General features: G+C 42.3%; 17 protein-coding genes and 3 tRNA genes. 13 read left to right on the forward strand and 7 right to left on the reverse strand.

Translation table 11 applies throughout. From position 1 onward, the window contains the following. Window positions 1–1446: 1446 nt before the first annotated feature. Entirely contained in the window at window positions 1447–1824 is a 378-nt protein-coding gene (locus tag IR173_RS01490) for a DUF3127 domain-containing protein (RefSeq protein WP_237037924.1), read from the reverse strand. Between the two features lie 154 nt (window positions 1825–1978). On the opposite strand from IR173_RS01490, the gene dnaN reads away from it, so the two are divergent. From dnaN to IR173_RS01525, 7 genes are all read left to right on the forward strand, one after another. After that, window positions 1979–3103 carry a DNA polymerase III subunit beta gene (gene dnaN, locus IR173_RS01495; protein ID WP_237037925.1) on the forward strand — a complete coding sequence of 375 codons (1125 nt, stop codon included), beginning with the start codon at window positions 1979–1981 and terminating at the stop codon, window positions 3101–3103. 26 nt (window positions 3104–3129) lie between these two features. Further along, a complete protein-coding gene (locus IR173_RS01500) occupies window positions 3130–3906 on the forward strand; it encodes a 3'-5' exonuclease (RefSeq protein WP_237037926.1) in 777 nt (258 codons plus the stop codon). Then, window positions 3903–5096: a bifunctional phosphopantothenoylcysteine decarboxylase/phosphopantothenate--cysteine ligase CoaBC gene (gene coaBC, locus IR173_RS01505; protein ID WP_237037927.1), complete on the forward strand. Its 1194-nt coding sequence runs from the start codon at window positions 3903–3905 to the stop codon at window positions 5094–5096. Before IR173_RS01500 ends, coaBC begins: the two co-directional genes overlap by 4 nt. Before the next feature lie 7 nt (window positions 5097–5103). Next, window positions 5104–6768: a DNA repair protein RecN gene (gene recN, locus IR173_RS01510; RefSeq protein WP_237037928.1), complete on the forward strand. Its 1665-nt coding sequence runs from the start codon at window positions 5104–5106 to the stop codon at window positions 6766–6768. A 5-nt stretch (window positions 6769–6773) separates the two neighbouring features. After that, window positions 6774–7526 (forward strand): 23S rRNA (guanosine(2251)-2'-O)-methyltransferase RlmB, encoded by a 753-nt coding sequence (gene rlmB / locus IR173_RS01515; protein WP_237037929.1) that lies wholly within the window; start codon window positions 6774–6776, stop codon window positions 7524–7526. 16 nt (window positions 7527–7542) lie between these two features. Further along, window positions 7543–9246 (forward strand): serine protease, encoded by a 1704-nt coding sequence (locus IR173_RS01520; protein WP_237037930.1) that lies wholly within the window; start codon window positions 7543–7545, stop codon window positions 9244–9246. A 336-nt stretch (window positions 9247–9582) separates the two neighbouring features. Continuing rightward, the gene (locus tag IR173_RS01525; protein WP_237037931.1) at window positions 9583–11904 is read left to right on the forward strand and encodes a hypothetical protein; all 2322 of its coding nucleotides are present in this window, start codon (window positions 9583–9585) and stop codon (window positions 11902–11904) included. Between the two features lie 169 nt (window positions 11905–12073). Here the strand turns inward: IR173_RS01525 and IR173_RS01530 are convergent, their stop codons facing one another. From IR173_RS01530 to feoB, 4 genes are all read right to left on the reverse strand, one after another. Further along, the gene (locus IR173_RS01530) at window positions 12074–12385 is read right to left on the reverse strand and encodes a helix-turn-helix domain-containing protein (RefSeq protein WP_237037932.1); all 312 of its coding nucleotides are present in this window, start codon (window positions 12383–12385) and stop codon (window positions 12074–12076) included. Next, window positions 12382–12747 carry a type II toxin-antitoxin system RelE/ParE family toxin gene (locus tag IR173_RS01535; RefSeq protein WP_237037933.1) on the reverse strand — a complete coding sequence of 122 codons (366 nt, stop codon included), beginning with the start codon at window positions 12745–12747 and terminating at the stop codon, window positions 12382–12384. The genes IR173_RS01530 and IR173_RS01535 overlap by 4 nt, the downstream gene beginning before the upstream one ends. Window positions 12748–13419: 672 nt before the next feature. After that, window positions 13420–13491, reverse strand: a tRNA-Cys gene (locus IR173_RS01540). 312 nt (window positions 13492–13803) lie between these two features. Continuing rightward, window positions 13804–16275, reverse strand: a complete 2472-nt coding sequence (gene feoB / locus IR173_RS01545) for a ferrous iron transport protein B (RefSeq protein ID WP_237037934.1) — start codon at window positions 16273–16275, stop codon at window positions 13804–13806. Window positions 16276–16448: 173 nt separating this feature from the next. Between feoB and tilS the strand changes: the two genes are divergently transcribed. Beyond that, window positions 16449–17756, forward strand: coding sequence for a tRNA lysidine(34) synthetase TilS (gene tilS, locus IR173_RS01550; RefSeq protein WP_237038414.1), 1308 nt, complete (start codon window positions 16449–16451; stop codon window positions 17754–17756). Window positions 17757–17892: 136 nt separating this feature from the next. Here the strand turns inward: tilS and IR173_RS01555 are convergent, their stop codons facing one another. Continuing rightward, a complete protein-coding gene (locus tag IR173_RS01555; RefSeq protein WP_237037935.1) occupies window positions 17893–18441 on the reverse strand; it encodes a lipocalin-like domain-containing protein in 549 nt (182 codons plus the stop codon). Window positions 18442–18659: 218 nt separating this feature from the next. Between IR173_RS01555 and IR173_RS01560 the strand changes: the two genes are divergently transcribed. The 3 genes from IR173_RS01560 to IR173_RS01570 all read left to right on the forward strand — a co-directional run bounded on the left by IR173_RS01560 (window position 18660) and on the right by IR173_RS01570 (window position 20348). Continuing rightward, entirely contained in the window at window positions 18660–19754 is a 1095-nt protein-coding gene (locus IR173_RS01560; protein ID WP_237037936.1) for a glycosyltransferase family protein, read from the forward strand. A 143-nt stretch (window positions 19755–19897) separates the two neighbouring features. Then, window positions 19898–19984: transfer RNA gene (locus tag IR173_RS01565), tRNA-Ser, on the forward strand. Window positions 19985–20275: 291 nt separating this feature from the next. After that, window positions 20276–20348, forward strand: a tRNA-Glu gene (locus tag IR173_RS01570). Window positions 20349–20883: 535 nt separating this feature from the next. Here IR173_RS01570 and IR173_RS01575 read toward each other — a convergent pair. Beyond that, window positions 20884–21600 (reverse strand): DUF3845 domain-containing protein, encoded by a 717-nt coding sequence (locus IR173_RS01575; protein WP_237037937.1) that lies wholly within the window; start codon window positions 21598–21600, stop codon window positions 20884–20886. A 153-nt stretch (window positions 21601–21753) separates the two neighbouring features. On the opposite strand from IR173_RS01575, the gene pflB reads away from it, so the two are divergent. Then, window positions 21754–23982, forward strand: coding sequence for a formate C-acetyltransferase (gene pflB / locus IR173_RS01580; protein WP_237037938.1), 2229 nt, complete (start codon window positions 21754–21756; stop codon window positions 23980–23982). Window positions 23983–24055: 73 nt separating this feature from the next. Beyond that, complete coding sequence (gene pflA, locus IR173_RS01585; RefSeq protein WP_237037939.1) at window positions 24056–24784, forward strand: pyruvate formate-lyase-activating protein; 729 nt, start codon at window positions 24056–24058, stop codon at window positions 24782–24784. The last annotated feature ends 52 nt before the right edge of the window (window positions 24785–24836 follow it).

Consider the following 24836-nt stretch of genomic DNA (forward strand, 5'->3'; position numbering starts at 1 on the left):
CTTTGTAACTTGCCGCCATATTTACGAAACAAACTTATAAACAAAATTCGTTATGGCTAAAAAAGCATTGAAACAAAACATTTCCATCTGTGAAATACAGAAAATGATTCACCAATGGAAGGTATGGGGAATCAGCGACTCTGCCTGTCTGAAACTGCTGGATATCTATCTGGGTATGCCCAACTTCATGAACGAAGAGGGAATGTACCCCATCAACAACCTCTATCAGATTTGTCTNTGTGAAATACAGAAAATGATTCACCAATGGAAGGTATGGGGAATCAGCGACTCTGCCTGTCTGAAACTGCTGGATATCTATCTGGGTATGCCCAACTTCATGAACGAAGAGGGAATGTACCCCATCAACAACCTCTATCAGATTTGTCTGGCCCTAAAAACCATACATACCTCGGACATATTGGAATACATCAAAAAATGCAAATCATTCGAACTGGTATGGAATGAAAACCAAACCGAAATTCTTGCATTCTTCACCCCCTTATGGCATCACCAATCGCCGAAGTCTATTTCTGCTCCGGTTTCTCCCGCAGTTTCTCCGGCGGTTTCTCCCGCAGAAACAAATTCAAAAACGAATAATAATATATTATATAATATAAATAATAATATATCTCCTTCGGAGAATTCTTTGGAAAATCCTTCGGAGAATCTTTCAGAGATTCCTTCGGAGAATCGTGACGGAACGCCGCACGGCTATGAAGCTCCAAAAGCTTCTTCATCCGCCAAAGAATTCTTCCACAGAATCAACGCCAATCCCAAAGAGAAGCAGGCGATACTGGTACCGATTATCGACCGCATCGCCACCGACCGCCACTACACCCGCCGGCGGGCACTGGATGCACTGGTCATTCTGGTGAACGAGTTCCTCATTCCCCACTTCGACGCCCAGTCCACGTTCGCAAAAACATCGCACAACGGACGCATCATCTGGTTGCAGAACCTTATCAAGACCCGGTATGGAGAGAAACTGATACANAAAAACTCCGCGAATTCCGCCCCGTCTCGCCATTCGAATGGAAAGATGCCGACAAGGACATCCGATACTATGACGACCCCATAGACGGGAAAGTGGAGATTCCTGCGGATGCACCGCCACGACCCTGCGATAGCGCCATCTGGAACATCCTGTCCAAAGAATGGATGAACACCGGTGGCCAGTGCTCCGAACCGTGACTTCACACGGACGTAAGCATCGCCTCACGCGGACGTACGTGTGAGGCTACACGTATATACGTGTTAGCCTATGCATATATACGTATCCAACGGACGGCGAAGCGGCCTGAATATGTTGAAAGATTTATTTCATAATTCAGGCATTAACGGTAATCTTAACCGGAAAAGAAGCTGTTGACATGCCAAAACAAAAAACCGGTCAATTCTCCATAGAATTAACCGGCTCTGTATTTATTAATATTTTCAGCGGAATGCTTAAAAGGGTAAATCGTCCTTTTCGTCTGTTGAAGCGAAATCTACCGGAGCTGCCGGAGCCGCATTCATCGGCGGGAATGGAGCATCGGGAGCTGCAGGAGCCTGAGCGCTCACACGGTCCACTTTCCAAGCACGGATACTGTTGAACCAACGTCCGTTCCACTCACGTGCATCAACATCGAAATATACATTCAGCTCTTCGCCCACCTGAATATTAAACTGAGCTATTTTGTCTGCACCAAATACATCAAAACACATCTTACGCGGATACTGGTCGTGTGTTTCAATCACGTATTCCTGCACTTTCCATTCATTTCCTGTTTTTGAGACTCCGCCTCTCGGTTCGAGAACCGCTATAACTTTTCCTGCTAATTCCATTATGATAAAATTTAATTTCCGGCACGAAATTACGCTTTTCCTAGCGAGTAAACTAATTTTTTCGCCATTTTTTGCGTGCAAACCATAATCTTTTCGTAACTTTGGCAGTTAAATGAGATATATACAAAGAATATAATTATAATAATATAAGACTATGAAGTTCATCGTTTCAAGTACTGGATTATTCAGTCATTTACAGGCTATTAGCCGCGTTATCAATTCTAAGAACTCGTTGCCCATCCTTGATTGTTTCCTGATGGAGCTGACAGACGGAACACTATTCTTAACAGCATCCGACAGTGAAACAACCCTGTCCACCTCTCTGGAAGTGATTGAAAATGACGGTGACGGACGCTTTGCCGTTTCTTCTAAAACCATACTCGAAGCCCTGAAAGAAATCCCGGAACAACCACTGACCTTTGAGGTGAATACAGACAATCTGGAAATCACCGTACAATATCAGAACGGTAAATACAGCCTCATGGGACAAAATGCAGATGAATATCCGCAGGCTCCCGCACTGGGCGCCAATGCAGTTCATGTGACGATAGGGGCACCCGTAATGCTGGGAGGCATCAACCGCGCTCTTTTTGCAACAGCCGACGACGAGCTTCGTCCCGTGATGAACGGTATTTATTTCGATATCACCACCGAAGATATCACTTTCGTTGCTTCCGATGGCCATAAGCTGGTGCGCAACAAGACTTTTGTGGCTCACGGTGATGAAAAGGCCGCTTTTATCCTGCCCAAAAAACCGGCGACCCTGCTGAAGAACCTTCTGCCGAAAGAACAAGGCGATGTGCAAATCGATTTCGATGACCGTAACGCCGTATTCACTTTGGAGAATTACAGAATGGTATGCCGCTTGATTGAAGGACGCTACCCGAACTACAATTCCGTCATCCCGCAAGATAACCCGCATAAAGTGACTATTGACAGGCAGATGCTTATCAGCGCTTTGCGCCGCGTATCTGTTTTCTCTTCGCAGGCAAGCAGTTTGATTAAGTTACGCCTCAGCGAAAACCAGATACAGATTTCGGCACAGGATATTGACTTCTCTACATCGGCAGAAGAAACACTGATTTGCCAATATGCAGGAAACGCCATGAGCATCGGTTTCAAATCGACTTTCCTGATTGACATTCTGAACAATCTGACTGCCCAAGAGGTAATTGTAGAATTGGCAGACCCATCACGCGCAGGTGTCATCGTTCCTGCCGAACAGGAAGAGAATGAAGACGTGCTGATGCTGCTGATGCCTATGATGCTGAATGACTAAATATAATAATAACAACTCGAAACAGAATGAAATTGAATTTGAGAAACCCGATTGTCTTCTTTGACTTAGAGACAACCGGGACTAATATAAACGCTGACAGAATAGTGGAAATATGCTATCTGAAAGTATCTCCAAACGGCAATGAAGAAGCCAAAACCATGCGTATCAATCCCGAAATGCATATCCCCGAACAGTCATCGGCTATACATGGCATCTATGATGAGGATGTGGCCGACTGTCCGACTTTCAAGGAAGTGGCCAAAGAGATTGCACGCGATATCGAGGGTTGCGACTTGGCAGGATTCAACTCCAACCGCTTCGATATACCAGTCCTGGCAGAAGAGTTCCTTCGCGCCGGAGTGGATATCGACATGATGAAACGCAAGTTCATCGATGTGCAGGTGATTTATCACAAGCTGGAACAACGGACTTTATCGGCTGCCTATAAGTTTTATTGCCAAAAGAATCTGGAAGACGCCCACACTGCTGAGGCAGATACCCGCGCTACTTACGAAGTGCTGAAAGCGCAACTGGACCGCTATCCCGAGGACTTGCAGAATGATATGGCATTCCTGGCAGAATACTCCAGTTTCAACAAAAATGTAGATTTTGCCGGACGTATCGTATATGACGAGAAAGGTGTGGAAGTATTCAATTTCGGCAAATACAAAGGAATGTCGGTCAGCGAAGTGCTGCAAAAAGACCCCGGTTACTATAGCTGGATTCTAAACGGCGACTTCACGCTGAACACCAAAAACGTATTGACTAAAATCAGACTACGCGAATCCGGACTGACTAAATGAACATGAAAGGAAAGAAAATCGTACTAGGTATAACCGGAAGTATAGCCGCCTACAAAGCGGCTATACTCATTCGAGGCCTTATCAAAAAGGGAGCGGAAGTGCAAGTAGTAATCACGCCGGCAGGAAAAGAGTTCATCACTCCCATCACCTTGTCGGCACTGACAAGCAAACCTGTCATCAGCGAGTTCTTCGCACAACGGGACGGCACCTGGAACAGCCATGTGGACTTGGGCTTATGGGCTGATGCCATGGTGATAGCTCCCGCAACAGCATCCACCATCGGAAAGATGGCAAACGGAATAGCCGACAATATGCTGATTACAACCTACCTGTCAATGAAAGCGCCTGTCTTTGTAGCACCGGCCATGGACTTGGATATGTTTGCGCACCCTTCCACCCAACGGAATCTGGACACATTGCACTCGTATGGGAATCATATCATCGAACCGGGAGAAGGGGAGCTGGCAAGCCACTTGGTAGGCAAAGGAAGAATGGAGGAACCGGAAAAAATCATAGGGGAACTGGAAAAATTCTTTGAACAGCAACAGGATTTGGCCGGAAAGAAAATCGTTATCACTGCCGGTCCCACATACGAAAAAATAGATCCGGTGCGATTCATCGGCAACTATTCTTCGGGGAAAATGGGATTTGCATTGGCAGAGGAATGTGCTGCACGCGGAGCCAATGTAATTCTGGTGAGCGGCCCTGTCATGCTGAATGCAAAGCATCCCCGCATTCGCCGTATCGATGTGGAAAGCGCCGGCGAAATGTATGAAGCTGCCAGCCGTGAATTTGCCGATGCGGATGCCGGAATTTTATGTGCTGCCGTAGCCGACTTCACACCGGAACATATAGCCGACCATAAAATTAAAAGAGAAAAGGACAACTTGGTGCTGCAACTGAAACCGACACAGGACATCGCTGCTTCATTGGGAAAACAGAAAAAACCGGGACAAAAGCTGGTGGGTTTCGCACTGGAGACAAATGACGAACGGCAGAATGCACAAGGAAAGCTGGAACGCAAGAACTTTGATTTCATTGTACTTAATTCGCTGAACGACAAAGGAGCCGGATTTCGTTGTGATACGAACAAGATAACAATCATCGACCGCCAAGGAGCCACTGACTATCCCCTGAAAAGCAAACGGGAAGTGGCATGTGACATTATAGATAAACTGGTAAGGAACTAAAAAAGATATGCTGCAATCTATCTATATACAGAATTATGCATTAATTGATACGCTCGATATCAGTTTTACCCCCGGCTTTTCGGTCATCACCGGAGAAACAGGTGCGGGTAAATCTATTATTCTGGGTGCTATCGGCCTGTTGCTCGGACAAAGGGCCGATATCAAAGCAATCAAAAAAGGCGCCAATAAGTGTATCGTAGAAGCCCGCTTCAGTATTTCGGCCTATCAGATGGAGCCCTTCTTTATCGAAAACGATATGGAATATGATTCCGATGAGTGTATCATACGGCGCGAACTTTATGCTTCGGGAAAAAGCCGTGCCTTTATCAACGACACACCGGCCTCACTGGTACAGATGAAAGAACTGGGAGAAAAACTAATAGACGTGCACAGTCAGCACCAGAACTTGCTGTTGAACCACGAAGAGTTCCAAATGAACGTGCTCGACATACTGGCACATGACGAACAAGAGCTCCTCTCCTATAAAAATCTCTATGCAGAGTATAAAAACACCTGCAGACAATTGGCGGACTTTATCGCTCAAGCTGAAAAAAGCCGTCAGGACGAAGATTATATCCGCTTCCAACTGGAACAACTGGACGAAGCGGAACTGCGGGAAGGCGAACAAACGGAACTGGAACAGGAAGCTGAAACATTAAGCCATGCCGAGGATATAAAAGCAGGACTGTATAAGGTAGACCAAATCATGTCTTCGGATGAAGGAAGTCTGCTTTCCGCCACCAAAGAGTGCATGCAAACCCTGCAAAGTATTGCGAAAGTATATGCTCCGGCACAAGAATGGATGAACAGACTGGACAGTTGCTATATAGAGCTGAAAGACTTATCGCACGACATTGCCGGCGCGCAAGAAGAAATAGAGTTTAACCCTAACCGCCTCGATTTTGTAAACGAACGGCTGAACCTTATTTATTCTTTGCAACAAAAACATCACGTGCAAACCATCGAAGAATTAATTGCCCTGACAGATGATTATCGGGAACGACTCAATGCCATCACCTCTTTTGATGACCGTATAGCACAGCTGACAGCACAAAAGGACACTTTATACAATAAGGTGTTGGAACAGGCCAAGATATTGACCGAACGACGTACGCAGGCCGGTAAGGATATAGAAAAACAAATGCAATCACTGCTGGTGCCTCTAGGCATGCCCAACGTGCGTTTCATGGTAGAACTTACCCCTCGGAAAGAGCCGGACTCCAAAGGAATGGACAGCGTCACTTTCTTGTTTTCAGCCAACAAAAACGGAACATTGCAAAATGTGGCTTCCGTTGCTTCCGGTGGTGAAATCGCGCGTGTCATGCTATCTCTGAAAGCAATGATAGCCGGAGCCGTAAAACTCCCCACCATCATCTTCGATGAAATAGACACCGGAGTATCAGGCTCCATCGCCGAAAAGATGGCACTCATCATGGAAGAAATGGGAAATCAAAACCGACAGGTAATCAGCATTACCCATCTGCCGCAAATAGCAGCCAGAGGCATCACACATTATAAAGTATACAAAGAAGATACCGACACCGGCACCAACAGCCATATACGCCGATTGACTGACGAAGAACGAGTGAAAGAAATAGCAAACATGTTGAGTGGAGCCACCCTGACGGATGCTGCGCTGAACAACGCAAAAGTTTTATTAGGATATAAATAAAGAATATGACAGAGAAAAATGAAATGATTTTCGGTGTACGTGCCGTTATCGAGGCCATTCAAGCCGGAAAAGAGATAGACAAAATATTAGTAAAAAGAGACATACAAAGCGAACTCTCCAAAGAATTGTTTGCCGAGTTGAAAGGTAAAATGATTCCTGTACAGCGCGTACCGGTGGAACGCATCAACCGTATCACCCGCAAAAACCATCAGGGTGTTGTGGCTTTTATTTCCGCCATAACTTACCAGAAAACAGAAGATGTCGTTCCTTTTCTTTTTGAACAAGGAAAAAATCCGTTGCTCATCATGCTGGACGGCATTACCGACGTGCGCAACTTCGGCGCGATTGCCCGCACGTGCGAATGTGCCGGAGTGGATGCAATTATCATTCCTGCCAAGAACAGTGTCAGTGTCAATGCAGATGCCATGAAGACCTCTGCCGGAGCCTTGCATACGTTGCCTGTCTGCCGCGAACAAAGCCTGACCGAAACCATCAAATTTCTGAAGAACAGTGGTTTCAAGATTGTTGCAGCCACCGAAAAGGGTGACTATGACTATACCAAAGCCAACTATAAAGACCCTGTTTGTATCATTATGGGAGCGGAAGATACAGGTGTACCTTACGAGCATTTGTCATTGTGTGACGAATGGATTAAAATTCCGTTGTTGGGTAAGATTGAATCATTAAACGTATCTGTTGCCGCAGGTATCCTGATTTATGAAGCAGTGAAGCAACGTGGTTTTTCTACAGAAGAATAACAATAAAAACTATATCATGAAGAAAGTACTTTTGATTCTGATGTGTTGCATGGCCATCCAATTGGTCCATGCCCAAGACACTCCAAAATGGGCCGACAAAGCCAAGAAAGCTGTTTTCTCTATCGTGACTTACGATAAAGACAATAAAATTAAAAATACCGGTAATGGTTTTTATATCAACAACAACGGTACGGCCCTGTCTGATTACTCCTTATTCGAAGGAGCAGAACGCGCTGTCATCATCAATGCTGACGGCAAAGAACTGCCTGTGACACGCATTGCCGGTGCTAATTCAATGTATGATGTCATTAAATTCCGCACAGAGGCCGACAAAAAAACAATTGCCTTGAAAGTAGCGGAACAGCCTGCCACAGTAGGAGAAACTGTTTATCTACTCCCCTACTCCACACAGAAAGCTGCTACCTGCCAAACCGGTAAAGTGGCCAAAGTAGATACCATTGCCGACAAAGCTTACTATTACACACTGACAATGACCACGAGTGACAAAACTGTAAGCTGCCCCATCATGAATGCGAATGGTGAAGTACTGGGACTGATTCAGAAAAGTGCATCCGAGGAAGATAAAGAAAGCTATGCCATCGGTGCGTCATACGGTGAATCATTAAGCATTTCCGCCTTATCCGCCAATGACATCAACCTGAACAAGATAGGTATCGCAAAGGCGTTGCCCGAAACAGAAGACCAAGCCTTGGTATATCTTTATATGTCTTTATCACGAATGGATGCCAAAGACTATCTGGCAACTCTAAATGACTTTTTACAAGCATATCCCAACAGCACCGAAGGGTATACACGCCGAGCAAGCTATTATATGAATATCGGAGATGATGAACACAACGCATTGGCCGAAGCCGACTTGAAAAAGGCTATAGACGTATCAGACAATAAAACAGAAGGACAATATAATGTAGCTAAGATGATTTACTCTTACTGCATCAACCTTGAAGAAGGCAAAAAAGCATACGGAGACTGGAGTTACGACAAAGCACTGAATATCATCCGCGAAGCTATCGCAACAGATGCACAGCCAGTTTACAGTCAGCTAGAGGGTGATATTTTATTTGCAATGCGCAACTATCCAGACGCATACAAGAGCTATGAGAAAGTAAATCAGACTCCCTTGGCATCTGCCGCCACCTTCTATTCGGCTGCCAAAACCAAACAATTGATAGAAGGAACTGACATGAATGAAGTGATTGCTCTAATGGATAGCGCCATTGTCCGTTTCACTCCCCCTTATACTTCCGAAGCCGCGCCGTATTTTTACGAACGCGCTGAGATGAAAGCACAAATGGGCAAATATCGTGAAGCAGTGGTCGACTATGACGAGTTCTACGATGCCATAGGCGGTCGTGTTACCGCAGCTTTCTTCTTACAACGCGAGCAAGCCGAAATTCAATGTAAAATGTATCAACAAGCTATCAATGACATCAATAAAGCAGTAGAAATGTCTCCTGAGGATGTAGAGATGTGGATAGAAAAGGGCTCCGTTCATCTGCGTGTAGGACAGTTTAATGAAGCGGTAGAAGCATTGAAGAAAGCAATTTCCCTTGATTCTAAAGCAGCCGCAGCATATCGTATGCTGGGCTACTGTCAGGTGCAGCAGAAAAACAGTAAAGAGGCTTGTACAAACTTTGCCAAAGCAAAAGAATTAGGAGACACTGTAGTGGATGGCCTGATTCAGAAATACTGCAAATAAAAAGAAAAGAAACTCCCCGCATCTATGTCTGTGCAATTTGCGCCACATAGACAGAGTCCTTCTTGAAAGCATAAATGTGTCTAAACTCTCATAACCTAAAAATTGGGAGTGTGTCAAAACTAAACCAGCCTATCCAATCGTCAGCTGTAGGGGCAGGGGTTGCCTGCCCGAAGACACAAAGAAAACTGTTTTCGGGCGAGCGAACCTCGCCCCTACGAACGAAACGACAGCATTATCCACGTTTTGACACAACCCCACTTCAATAAAAGGGGAGTTTTGACACATTTACTTTTTTCTTTATATGCCGTATTTTACATAACAAAGAAGGAATAATTTATGAAATATAGTTTAATCTTATCCGTTTTAGGCGTACTATTTAGCTTAAAGTCATTTGCACAAACCAATATAGATAGTCTGTTAGCCTATTCCTCGAAACAATGGGCAAGTTTTCCTATGGAGATACTTTATCTTCAAACCAGCAAAAGTACTTATGAGACAGGAGAAGACCTATGGTTCAAAGGCTATCAACTGGATGCACAAAGTTTTGCGCTATCGGATAAAAGTAAGACACTCTATTTGCAAATGATAAATCCTGCCGATAGTGTAGTATGGCAAGAGAAGTATCCGATTGAAAACGGTATTGTGTCCGGTCATGTGTACATAGATGAAAAATTGCTTGAAGGCGATTACCTGCTACAAGGCTACACAAAGCATTCTTTCTACAAGAATGATACTACCGGTATTATTCCTACCCGAAAAGTAAAGATAATGAAGAACATCTCCCATTCTGCAGTGGCAGAAACTCCTCAAGACACCACTTTCCGCTTTAAAATGTTTCCTGAAGGAGGAAATTTGGTTTCCGGCATTCCATCCATATTAGCTTTCAAGGCTACTGATGGCAAAGGAAATCCTGTGTTTGTAGAAGGAGCTGTTTATCAGGATAATGAACCACTAATTGAAGTAAAAAGCATTCATTATGGGATGGGAACTGTCCTATTCACTCCACTTCAAGACAAAACATACAGGATTGAATTGAAGAATGGCAAGAGTTATCCGTTACCTACCATTCACTCACAAGGCATGGTTTTACGACTTATCAAACAGGATAAGAAAGAACTTAACTTTATGGTTTCTCAAAGCAACAGCCTGCCCAACCAACAAATTTATTTAATCGGGCAAATGCGTGGTATGGTTTGCTGTATGGCTAAAGGGGTATTAAAAGATAATCTCAATATCTCTATATCTTTGGACAACTTCCTGTATCAGGGGATAGCGGAGTTTACCCTATTTGACAGTCAGATGCAGCCCATTGCAGAAAGACTAGTGTATATCCACCCCGAAAAGAAATTACACATTACCGCAGAACCGGATAAGGAACGTTATACCCTTCGAGAAAAAGGAACAATTAAAATCAAAATTACGAATGAAGAAGGAAATCCCGTGAGAGCCAATATCGGCGTCAGCGTGTACGACCAAGCCTACAATAATCCTGCTGATCCGGTGAATATACTGTCTTATTACTATCTATCCTCGCAAATACGTGGTAAGATTTACAATCCTGCCTATTATTTCGATGAAAGGAATAATGGACAAACAGAAGGTATGGAGCTATTGCTACTGACACAAGGTTGGCGGCGGTATGTATGGAATACAATCAGTTCATTTTATGAAGGACAACCTTTTCTGACCGATGAAATTAACGGTACTCAAACTTTAAAGAAGAACACGAAAGAGAAGCAAAGCCAAGATTCGGAGCAACTTATCAAAGTTTCAGGGCCGACAGGAAACACTCTCTTTGTTTGGGCAGATTCCCTTGGACAGTTTACAGTCAGTACGGATATGATGAAAGGACTCCGGGGTGGATATATCTACCTTAAACCGATGTTGTCGGAAAAGTTTAAACCGGAGTTGGCCATAACGGATTATTTTTCAGTGATTGACAGTCTGAGAAAAAACAGGTCGAATTATTATCCAGTGATGAATTTATTGCCAATTGTCAGGAAACAGGAATTCGACTTTCCAATAGCAAGCCAAGACAGTACCATTCTATTGGAGGAAGTGGTAGTCGTGGGGAAAGGTCGAAAACCATTCCGAGATAAGTTTATGGGACGACTAGACAGTTTGGCACAAAAAGACTTAGGACCATGGGTATGTAAGCACGGCTGGCTAGAGAATTACAAAGAAGGCTATACTCATCATCATGATTCCCGGTATTGCCCTTGTGTAGTAGATGATGGAGAACCAAGAACTGTTCCAATTATTGGGCATAGATATCATATACAGAAGAATGAATATTTTCAATGCAATGCTAAAGGAAGTTGGTGTTTCAAACCCATAGATAGTCAGTGGATTATTTATGAGGGAGCCAACTATTCAGAGGAAGAACTTCTCCGCATGAACAACCTCTGGCGTACCAAAGGCTATTACTCTACTCGTGAATTCTATCAGCCTGATGAAGTAGACCTACAGTTGTCCACTCCCGATGCCCGGAACACCCTGCTTTGGGAACCATCAGTCATTACCGATGAAAAGGGAGAAGCCACCGTTTCGTTCTATTGTTCCGATATCAATACCCGATTCATTGGAGTGGTAGAAGGGGCAGATGGTACTGGTCTATTAGGCACCAGCAAATTTGAATTCAATGTAATAAGAAAATAGAACAGTAACATGTTGATATGTTTGGTGGATATAATTTTCTCAGAATATTATGCCCACACACTTTTTTGACTTGATTCCTTAGATTTAACATACCCAGAGGGTTTTCGGATTGACCCTTTATAGTTCCGCTACTTAAAACAAATATTCTGTTTAAATCGTTTATTAATAGTCATAAAAATGTAGGAGTAAACTCAATACCCAAAGCACGAGCAATACGAAAGAAGCTCGAAATCTGTATATCAGTCTCTCCTTTTTCCACACGAGCAATATAACTTCTTGCTGTGCCAACCTTTTCGGCTAACTCTTGCTGGGTTATCTTTAGTTCTTTCCGGCGGTCACGCAATATCTCGCCATAATACCACGCTATTGACTTCTCATGGAAAGCAGTACGAGAGTCAGTACCCACCTCTCCATATTTATTGTCCAGTAGCTCACCCGCTGTATGCAACTTATCTAACTTATGTTCATCTAACTTTCTCATAACTCAAAGTCTTTTAATATCCGTTCTGCAATCTTTATTTGTTTACTATAGTCTTTTGTGGATTTCTTCAGAAAACCATTCAAGAGTAGTATCTTCTTTGAAAGAATGATGTTCTCATTATCAACAGCAAAAAGAATCGTTCTATATTCATTCGTACTAACAGAAACCCTCATTTCATACAAGTCCGTATGCTCCAAGTGTTTCACGAACTTCGTACTAAGTACATACTCTGTTCTGATAATATCCATAGTATGTTCAAACTTAGCTTTTACTTTATCTTGCAACATACCGTAGAACTCTACAAACTCATGTGAGAAATACAGTTCACGTATATCATTATCCTTTTCATCTGTTGCTTTCATGACGCAAATGTAACTAATCAGATACATTTAAGCAAATATAATATAGACTCTTTAAAGTATTTAACACAAATCACTTCAGGTTCTTATACTTATCCTTTAGAAATTAAATATCTACTAAAAGCATTAATTCTCACCTAGTAACGTCGATTCCAATAATGCTTCCACTTTAAACAGATTATCATAATGTAGCAGTAGGATATTATTCGATTTCAGCAATCTTCTTCTTTGTTCATAGGTCCCTCTAGAAAGAGGATGAAGCAAGTATCTTGGGAGACATGATTGACTAAATCAAAATAATCGAGTATGCCTGCAGGGAGGAACATGGATAAAATCTCTATCGGAGTAAGCGTTTTTTTACGGGTCTGTTTCATGAGGCAAAGATAAGGGGTCAATCTGAAAACCCTGTGGGTGATAAGCATGAACTCTGAATTACAATGCTGACGTCCAATCAAGTGCTCGTCTGATGTACTTGATTTATAATACTTTGGAAGGATGTATGTTTTTAGCATTGCAAACTTTAAATGTTTCTCAAATATTATATCCACATACTTTTTGACTTGACCCAAGATAAGCATTTTAACTAAATCCCCCAAGTTTTCAAACTGAGCCAAACCAATTCCCGGAAATAGAAAAAGGACTAGAAATCTCTTTCTAATCCTTTCCTGTTTTTTGAGGTTCCTGGCGGATTCGAACCGCCGTACACGGTTTTGCAGACCGCTGACTAAGCCACTCATCCAAGGAACCCTTTTCCTTTGCAACTGTTGTTTCTCGATTGCGGTTGCAAAGGTACGACTTTTTTTTGAACCTACAACTATTTTGATGTTTTTTTCTTCATTTACCTGCATTTTTTTTGCAATTGTACTTCTGATTAGTGCGAAGGGACTTAATGGAACAGTCCGAACCACACCCTGCACAAGGGTTCTCATTATTTCTTATTTTCCTAAAATACAGGAAGATACGTGCACCAACCCATACCACACACAAGAAAACAATGACTAAAACTATAATTTGTTGTAATTCCATGCTTTAAAAACAATAAGAATAAAAATGAGTTCACTAAAGAATTAAATTTCCCAGTTGATAAACAACAAAAGCAATACCCCACGCTAAAACCGTAGTATAACCCGCAGCAAATAATGCCCACTTCCAACTGCCTGACTCTTGTTTTATAGCAGCCAAAGTAGCTATACACGGAAAATATATCAGCACAAAAAGCATATAAGCCAAAGCAGCAAGCGGTGTGATAGGAATACGATCAGAAAGATTCACATTCTCCACATCCTCTTCATTCGTATAAAGAACCCCCAATGTGCTAACGACCAGTTCTTTCGCTCCGACTCCCGAAATGAGCCCGATACCAAGCTTCCAATCAAATCCCAAAGGTTCAATTACCGGCTCTACAGCTTTACCTATCTGACCGATATATGAATTTTCCTGCTGTTCCGCCACTGTGTCATAAGCATCATGGTGAGGATAATATCCCAAGAACCAGATAATGATAGAAGCAATCATAATAATGCCACCCATTTTCTTCAGGTATTGAGCTCCCTTTTCCCAGGTATGCCGCAAAATACTTTTCGTTGTCGGCATACGATAAGGAGGAAGTTCCATCACAAAAGGTGCATCGTCACCTTTCACCAAAAACTTACTGAAAAGACGTGCCATAAGAACTGCCAATATAATTCCTGTAGCATAAATGCACAACAATACAAAACTGGCTTGATTGGGGAAGAAAGCTCCCACCATTACTAAATAAATAGGCAAACGCGCACTACATGACATTAGCGGATTGACCAGCATCGTAATAAGCCTGCACTTACGGTCTTCGATGGTACGTGATGCCATAATAGCCGGCACATTGCATCCGAATCCCATAATAAGAGGTATAAACGACTTTCCATGCAACCCCATGCGGTGCATTATCTTATCCATAATAAATGCAGCACGTGCCATATATCCGGAATCCTCCATAACGGATATGAAGAAATATAGAATCAGAATATTGGGCAAGAATACAATAACTCCCCCTACTCCACCGATGATGCCGTCTACCAGCATGTCCTTCAGTGGTCCTTCAGCCATATTGTTACGTATCAGGTTTCCCAATTGGTCTACCAACCATTCAATTCCCTGCATGGGGTAATCTCCCAATACAAATGTTCCTTCGAACATAATATAAAGGAAAAGAAAAAAGATAGGATAGCCCCAAATACGATGAGTCACAATGCTATCAATCACACGAGTGGTCTGCTCCTTCTCCATGTGATTGTCTGTAAATGTCTCTTTCAACGCTCCGGTTATGAAACCATACTTGGCATCAGTGATGGCTTGCTCGCTATCTTCATTCATCACGTTATAAATACGCTGCGCTTCTTTGTCACGCAAAGCCAAAATTTCATTTCCATTGGGAAGAGTCTCCACAAAAAGTTCTATATCCTTATCGTTCTCCAACAATTTAATGGCCAGAAAACGAGTAGAATACTTGTGCCGGATTTGCTCGTTGACACTAATCATTTTTTTCACAGCCTGAATACTGCGTTCCAGTTCCGGCCCATGATTGATATGAATATGGCGGAAAAGTCCCCGCGGCCTAATATGTTCTTCTTCACTATGACTACCAAATTTATGGTCGGGAACATAAGTTTCATGCCAATCCCGCAAATCCTCCAAAACCTCCGTACGGATTTCCTCCTTCTTTTGAGTCAGAAAATCACTACCCTCGTAAATACCGATAATCACATGAAAAAGTTTATCGATGCCTTCTCCTTTACGACAAACAGTAGGCACCATTGGCACACCAAACAACTGGCTCAGCTTAAGATAATCCAACTTATTGCCACTTGCCTCGAGTTCATCATACATGTTCAGAGCGATAACCATCCGCACATTCATATCGATAAGCTGAGTGGTGAGATAAAAATTACGCTCCAAATTCGAAGCGTCTGCCACGTTGATTATTACATCGGGAGTTTCATCAATGATGTGCTTACGTACATATATTTCTTCAGGAGTATAGGCTGACAAAGAATAAGTACCGGGTAAATCTACAATACGGAAATGGTATCCTTGAAAATCAAAAAAACCTTCTTTAGCATCTACAGTGACACCACTATAATTTCCTACGTGCTCGTGAGCACCGGATGCAATATTAAACAACGACGTCTTTCCACAATTAGGATTCCCTACCAGTGCCACATTTATGGTTCGTCGTTTTCCTTTGGCCAGTGCCACCATTTCGGCTTCGGGCACTGTTATTTCTTCTGTTATGGAACCATGGTAAGGATTTTGAGTGGTGCGTGCTTCTTGTTCGCTCACCACTTCTATCATCTCGGCTTCTTGCCGGCGAAGAGAAATCTCGTAACCTAATAATCTGTATTTTATAGGGTCTTTCAGGGGGGCATTTAGGATTACTTCCACGGTTTTGCCTTTTATAAAGCCCATCTCTACGATACGCTTACGAAAGCCTCCGTGACCTAACACTTTGACTATTACGCCTTTCTCACCTGTCTTCAATTCAGATAAACGCATGCTCTTTAAAATTTTCTGCAAATATAGTTCATTACTTAGATGTATGCAAGTTGTTTAGACCGTTTTTAAATAAAGAAATCCATTATAAACAAAAACAACAGTATACAGGCTACCAAATGAAAGAAAACAGGCATTCGCTTTCTATAATTTCAGAGAAGCATTATCTTTGTGATATGTTTCATTTGGACGTCAATAGATTTATAGAAGAAAAATCTTTATTTTCTCTGAAAGATAAGATTTTAGTGGCACTAAGCGGCGGCGCTGACTCTGTCGCACTATTACGCGTGCTATTAGCTTTGGGATATACTTGTGAAGCTGCCCATTGCAATTTTCACTTGCGTGGAGAAGAGTCAGACCGAGACGAAAATTTTGTATGCCACTTGTGCAATGAACGAAATGTTTTGTTACACGTTGTACATTTTGACACTCGAGCCTATGCTGCAGAGCATCGTATTTCCATCGAAATGGCTGCCCGGGAAATGCGATATGAGTGGTTTGAAAAGTTAAGGCAGGAACGCGGCGCTTCCGTTATTGCTGTAGCCCACCATAGAGATGACAGTGTAGAAACATTTTTATTAAATCTGATTCGGGGAACAGGCATCAACGGGCTGAAAGGAATAGCCCCGCTAAACGGCTATATTGCTCGTCCGCTACTAAACACGAGCCGACAGGATATTCTGAAATATCTCGAATTCTTAAATCAGGATTACGTGACAGACAGCACGAATCTGCAAGATGAATACATGCGAAACAAAATCCGCCTGAACATTCTTCCAATACTGGGAGAATTGAATCCATCTGTCAGTGAGAGCATTGCAGAGACGGCAAACCGATTGTCCGAGACCTCTCTCATTTACAACAAAGAAATGGCCGAAGCCAAGAATAGAGTTATTGAAAAAAATGATAACAGCCTAAAAGCTATCCATGTCGAGCACCTGTTAGCCGAAGTTGCCCCCGCATCATTACTTTTTGAGATATTGCATCCGCTAGGATTTAATTCTGTACAAATAAAGGATATTTTCCGCAGTTTATCAGGACAGCCGGGAAAAAGATTTCTTTCTCCCGAGTGGGAGGCCGTGCGAGACAGAGAATACCTATTACTTCAAACCAGGACCATAGAAGATACAACCGGCCAAGCGCCACAGCTTTTTATCGAGACACTGCATTTATCCGACAATTTCGTTATTCCTAAAGAAAAAGATGTAGCTTGCCTGGATGCGGACAAGGTAATGAAACCTTTTATTATTCGTAAATGGCAAAAAGGAGACAAATTTGTTCCTTTTGGCATGACAGGGAAAAAGAACATAAGTGATTATCTCACCGACCGCAAATTCTCTTTATTTGAAAAAGAAAATCAATATGTTGTATGTTCTTCAGACGACAAGATTATCTGGCTGATAGGAGAAAGAAGTGACAATCGTTTCAGAATAACAAATACCACCAAGCGGGTGATGGTTATTCGCTTAAAGAAAGAGCAATGAACATCCTGCCCAACCACCTAAAGACTCATAAATATTCTATTTAAGTGCAGATTATACAGAACATACGGTTTTTAATTTATCACAATGTCTGTATAATCCGCACCCGGGAATTCCATCGGAATACAATGACTATAAATTATTCCTGAACTCTGTGGTAACGCATTATCATTCCCCCATTATCCAAAATCAATGAATCTTTATTAAGTTTCAAAACACTCATCGTATCAGTAGAAGCAATCGTCTGACCATTACCTATACTTTCGATACCCATAATCACTTTATCTCCTTCACGTTTCCAACTCTTATACACTAGTGTCGCAGAATTAATTGAGGCGGCTTTTCCATCTGCACCCAACAAAAAGCCATCTTCTCCATCCATACCATTAATAGGCTTAGTCCATGCACCAACCATCAAATCTGCAACAACAGGTTTTACCTGCCAACTTTCTGCTACGTTAATACCATCCATCACCTTATAATCAACAATCAACGTATCATTCAAAGCAAAGCTTTCTCCCGTATAACCGGCATCTTTCGCATCCAACGTACTTACAAAAACGGTATCATTATCTGCCGTAACCACAGCCACTCCATTCATGGTGGCATCACAAACGATACCGCTTACAGATTTTGTCCCAGTTTGATTACATGAGGTCATTAGCCCCATCATGGTCAATATTACCACAAAAATCTTCTTCATTTTATTATTTTTTTATCATAAAACCGTTAATAGTCACTCGTATCCGCCGTAAAGATATGAACTATTTCCACAAAAGGCGAATAACATAAGCAATCTTTTCATTTTACAAGAACTAAAAGTCTTATACTTTTGTTTATAAAAGAAGCGATTGAATAAGATAAGCCACCGGATAATATACACAAACTGATAAAAATGACGGCTGTATGAAGATATTATTAATAGGAGAATACTATACTGTACATTGGACGCTGGCACAAGCCTTAAGAGACTTGGGCCACAACGTAAATGTATTGTCGAACGATAACCTATGGCCTAGCACGACCGATTATCTTTCAATAATGAATAATCCCACTCAAGGGGGAATATTCAAATACACATTCAATTTACTCAAAATACTTCCCCAACTCAGAGGTTACGATGTGGTTCAACTTATCAACCCATATTTTCTTGAACTAAAAGCAGAATTACTTTTATATATATACCAATACCTCAAAAAATATAATAAAAAGATTTTTTTAGGCGGATTTGGAAATGACTATTATTGGACAGTCAACAGCCTAAGCAATGCCTCCATGCGTTATTCAGAGTATTATGTAAACGGAAAATACCGTGATACAATTGACAACAGAATGAATATTCTGAATTGGATGCATGGCTACAAAGGTAAGTTGAACCGTATCATTGCAAATAATTGCAACGGAATCATTACCGGTATGTATGAATCGTATATTTCCTATAAAGAGGAGTTTCTCAATAAAACCATTTATATTCCCTACCCCATCCAGCCGGTTCTTCACCCGCAATCTCCGACCGAAAACTTAGATAAGATTAAATTCTATATCACAATGGTTCACCACCATGAAGAGCTAAAGGGAAAAGACAAACTCTACAGTGCCTTATACCGGCTGCAATATAAATACTCTTCTGAATGCGAAATCGTCAAAACCACTTCCACACTTCATGAAGAATACGACAATCTAATGGATGGTTGTGATGTTATGCTCGACCAATTATACTCTTATTCTCCCGGCCATAGTGCATTGACAGCCATGAGCAAAGGTATCGTAGTGGTAAGCGGCGCTGAAGAAGAACACTATAAACTTTTAGGAGAACCGGAGCTTCGACCTATCATCAATGTTCGCCCTGAGAATAATGATATATATGAGAAACTAGAGCATTTATTAGAAAATAAAAAACAAATAGCACAATTATCTGCAGATAGTGTACGCTACATCAAGAAGCATCATGCCCCTATAAAGGTAGCCATGCAATGTTTAGAGTTTTGGGAGAAAAAATAATTCCAAATGTTAAATGCTCACTATCAATGCTTTATTATACTCACGGAAAAATATATCTAAAAAAAAGCGCAAAAGGTTTGCACATCTCGATTTATCCGCTTATCTTTGCACCGCGTTTGAGAGATAACGCCTCTGAAAAGGAAGGAAGTTTGGGTGAGTGGCTGAAACCACCAGTTTGCTAAACTGACGTACGGGTAACCGTACCGGGGGTTCGAATCCCCCAGCTTCCGCAGAAAAACGTCCACTAAACATTGTTTGGTGGACGTTTTCTTTTCTCCTTTAAGGCATTATAATTAAGTATATCAGGCGACCACTTGATTTGGTACCAACATTGCAACTCATGGTTCACGCTTATCACCCACAGAATTTTCGAATTGCTCCGTTTAAACTGCTCCAAAATGGAGTAGTTAAGACTCATTTAAAGAATCAGAAACAAAAAAAGCTATTTTTATTTTGTAGTTTCAAAACAATCTTCTAAATTTGCACCGTCTTAAAGAAAAAGATAATAGGTCTGAAAAAATGGCGGTATCGTCTAGTGGCCTAGGACGCGGCCCTCTCACGGCTGAAACTCGGGTTCGAGTCCCGGTTCCGCTACTAAAGAAGCTAATTAGTTAATAAAAACTAGTTAGCTTCATTTTTTTACCGAAGTTAAAATCGAACAGGATGGGACAACGATTGACACCCGCATATCTGAGAAATTAGCCCATATTCGCTCTCGTTTTGCCGCAAAACGAACCAGTCCTCGTCAATCATCTAAGTAATGATTATCCTTATAGAGCAAATGTACAGCGTGAGACAACTTATTGCGATTGCTTAACCACCACCGTGAGCAGACTTAACCACGGTGGTGGTTAAAGTTAGTCACAGTGGTGGTTAGAGTTAACCACGGCCGTGGTTAATATACATTTTACTTTCATAAACAAAAGAAGAAAAGGATGCATAAACATATTCATAGAGCCCCTGTGTGAAAGCGGCCTTCACACCAAAATACCGATGAACAAAGCTTTCTAATAGGCGCAATGCGTGAAAGCAACTTTTTATCAACTTTCTTTGGGGTAAAACAAGCAAAGTCATTCACATGGAAAATCCACTGACACGGCTTCCGTTCCGGATGCTTACTCTTCAAGGCTCAATTAACCTCGTATATCTCGAAGAATGACTCCTTGTCGATGCGCAAAGAAACTTTCTCCGACTCCTTCTGTCCGATAAGATTCACAAAGATATTGAAATACAATTCGCTGAAGGACAAATTCCAACGATCGTATTGCACATCAAAGGTATACAAACGCTCGGCTGTATTCAAATCAGCAAAAGCCTCATTACTTTTACACAAAAACACGTCATCCGAAACAGCAGGAGGATAAGGAAGAAAAGACGTGGAAAGCATCATATAAATATAGTCTGTATACCAATGCTCCGTGTAATACCTAAACTCGCCTTTCAATCTGAATCTTACCCTGTACTTCTTATCCTGACTACCATCCGTAAAGATAGGACGGTGATATTCTTCGGGAAAATTACCATCATAATAAGAATTACTCATTCCCATCTCCGAGTTGCCTTTTCCCCTAAAACCATCTACGGTAACATCCGATACGGTATTCTTCGGGTCGAACTTAAAGGTCAGTTTACCAATTGTCTTGTCATAAGGATACATGGCAAGTGTATCCAGCACATACGATTCTAAATTATGACTCTCCGCAATCAGCATCGCATTGCCGGTAGGTTCTTCGCTACCACCTTTAATTATATCAACATTATCTAACGGATAATAGATGGAATCTTCCTCTTCGTTACAACTGCAAAAAGACAATGCACACAACAAAAATACAATGAACTTATTCATGATTTATTATTTTAATATGGCAAAGATACTAAAAATACATCACTTCATACTTAAAAATCCACAAGTTCATGCATTATACCTATTAATAGTGATGTTTACTTCACAAAAAAGTACTACCTTTGCAGCCCTAAATCTTTTAATGGATATAACAGTATGGAAATGAACAAAGTTTTTAAGGATGGATTGTGGAGTAAGGAAATCAACGTTTCGGACTTCGTACATACCAACATTACCCCTTACGAGGGCGATGCCTCATTTTTGGCTGGCCCTACAGAGAGAACAAAGAAAGTGTGGAACGAGTGTCTTAAAGCATTGGAAGAAGAGCGTGCCAACAATGGTGTCCGTTCTCTTGACAATGTGACAGTTTCTACCATCACTTCTCATAAAGCAGGATATATAGACCGTGAAAATGAACTGATTGTCGGACTTCAAACTGATGAACTGCTGCGCCGTGCCATCAAACCCTTCGGTGGTATCAAAGTAGTAGAGAAGGCCTGTCGTGAAAACGGTGTGGAAGTAGATGAGAAGGTGAAAGATATCTTCTATCATTACCGCAAGACTCACAACGACGGTGTATTCGATGCATATACTGAAGAAATCCGTTCGTTCCGTTCACTCGGCTTCTTGACCGGGCTGCCTGACAACTACGCACGTGGACGTATCATCGGTGACTATCGCCGTTTGGCTCTTTATGGCATTGACCGCCTGATTGAAGCCAAGCAAGAAGACCTGCACAATATCGGCAGTCCGATGACTGACGCCCGTATCCGCCTGCGCGAAGAAGTGGCAGAGCAAATCAAAGCGCTGAAGGAAATCAAAATAATGGGAGAATATTACGGACTGGATTTGAGCCGTCCCGCAACAAACGCACAAGAAGCTGTCCAGTGGGTATATATGGCGTATCTGGCTGCTGTAAAAGAGCAAGATGGCGCAGCTATGTCATTGGGTAACGTATCCTCATTCCTCGATATCTACATTCAATATGATCTTGACAAAGGCAATATCGACGAGACTTATGCACAGGAACTGATTGACCAATTCGTCATCAAACTGCGCATGGTGCGTCATTTGCGTATGCAATCATATAATGATATCTTTGCCGGAGACCCGACATGGGTGACCGAATCCATCGGTGGACGTTTCAATGACGGACGTACTAAAGTTACCAAGACTTCTTTCCGTTTCTTACAGACATTATATAATCTCGGCCCTTCTCCCGAACCTAACATGACCGTTCTGTGGAGTCCCGAATTGCCGGAAGGATTCAAAGAATTCTGTGCACAGGTTTCCATTGATACTTCTTCCATCCAGTATGAGAACGATACACTGATGCGCGAAGTCCGCAATTGTGATGATTATGGTATCGCCTGCTGTGTGTCTTACCAAGCTATCGGCAAGCAGATTCAATTCTTCGGTGCGCGTTGCAACTTAGCCAAGGCACTGTTGCTGGCCATCAACGGAGGACGTTGTGAGAACACCGGTACAGTCATGGTAAAAGACATTCCTGTCCTGACAGGAGATTTGCTGAACTTTGAAGAAGTATGGTCTAACTACAAGAAAGTATTGATGCAAGTTGCACGTGTGTATAATGATGCCATGAACATCATCCATTATATGCATGACAAGTATTACTACGAGAAAGCTCAAATGGCGTTTATCGATACCGACCCGCGCATTAATCTGGCATACGGTGTAGCCGGTTTGTCTATTGCCATCGACTCACTGTCGGCCATCAAGTACGGCCGTGTACATGCCAAACGCAATGATATCGGTCTGACCGAAGGTTTTGAGATTGAAGGTGAATTCCCGTGCTTCGGTAACGATGACGACCGCGTAGACCACTTAGGCGTAGACTTGGTTTACTTCTTCAGTGAAGAATTGAAGAAACATCCGGTGTACAAGAACGCCCGTCCTACCTTGTCATTGTTGACTATCACGTCCAATGTGATGTATGGCAAGAAAACCGGCGCCACTCCCGACGGACGTGCCAAAGGTGTTGCCTTCGCTCCGGGTGCCAACCCCATGCACGGACGTGACAAGAATGGTGCCATTGCCTCTCTGAGCTCTGTAGCAAAACTCCGCTACCGCGATGCTCAAGATGGTATCAGCAACACATTCTCTATCGTTCCGAAGTCACTCGGGGTAGATATGGAAACCCGCATTGAGAACCTGGTGACCATGATGGACGGTTATTTCACCAAAGGTGCACATCACCTGAATGTAAACGTTCTGAACCGCGAAATGCTGGAAGATGCAATGGAGCATCCCGAAAAGTATCCGCAACTTACCATCCGTGTGTCAGGCTATGCTGTCAATTTTATCAAACTGAGCCGTGAACACCAGTTGGAAGTTATCAGCCGTTCTTTCCACGAGAGAATGTAACATCCATATTATAATACATTTATCCTAGGGGCGGGCTTTAAACCTGCCCCTATAAGCTTAAAGACAAACCATTATGATTAGAGTACATTCCTATGAGTCAATGGGCACATTTGACGGCCCCGGTTTGCGTTTAGTCGTTTTCCTGCAAGGATGCAACTTCCGTTGCCTGTATTGTGCCAATCCCGATACCATAGATGTAAAAGGTGAAAGTACTGAAACACCGGCAGACAAAATTGTCCGTATGGCTGTCAGTCAAAAAGCATTCTTCGGGAAAAAAGGCGGAATCACCTTTAGCGGTGGCGAACCGACCTTGCAGGCAAAAGCACTGATTCCCCTCTTCAGGCAATTAAAGGAGCAAGGCATTCACATTTGCGTGGATACTAACGGAAGCATTTGGAACGAAGATGTGGAAGAACTGCTGAAATTGACAGATTTGGTATTGCTGGATATAAAAGAATTCAATCATACCCGCCATTTGCAGCTGACAGAACGCAGCAACGAGCAGACTCTACGCACCGCTCAATGGCTGGAACAGAGTGGAAAACCATTTTGGCTACGCTATGTACTGGTACCCGGATACAGTGCTTTCGAGGAAGATATCCGTGCATTGGGCAACCATCTTAAAGATTACCGAATGATTCAAAGAGTCGAGATATTGCCCTATCACACTCTAGGGGTACATAAATATGAAGCTATGGGGAAAGAGTACCTGCTCAAGGGGGTAAAAGAGAATACTCCCCAACAGTTGGATACAGCCAAAGCTTTATTTGAAGAGTATTTCAAAAAAGTATATCTAAACTAAGCCCTGATAAAACAATAAGAATTAGCATTATTTTTCAAAACAAGTTCTATAT

It is taken from the genome of Phocaeicola faecalis, assembly GCF_021730445.1.
GTDB lineage: Bacteria > Bacteroidota > Bacteroidia > Bacteroidales > Bacteroidaceae > Phocaeicola > Phocaeicola faecalis.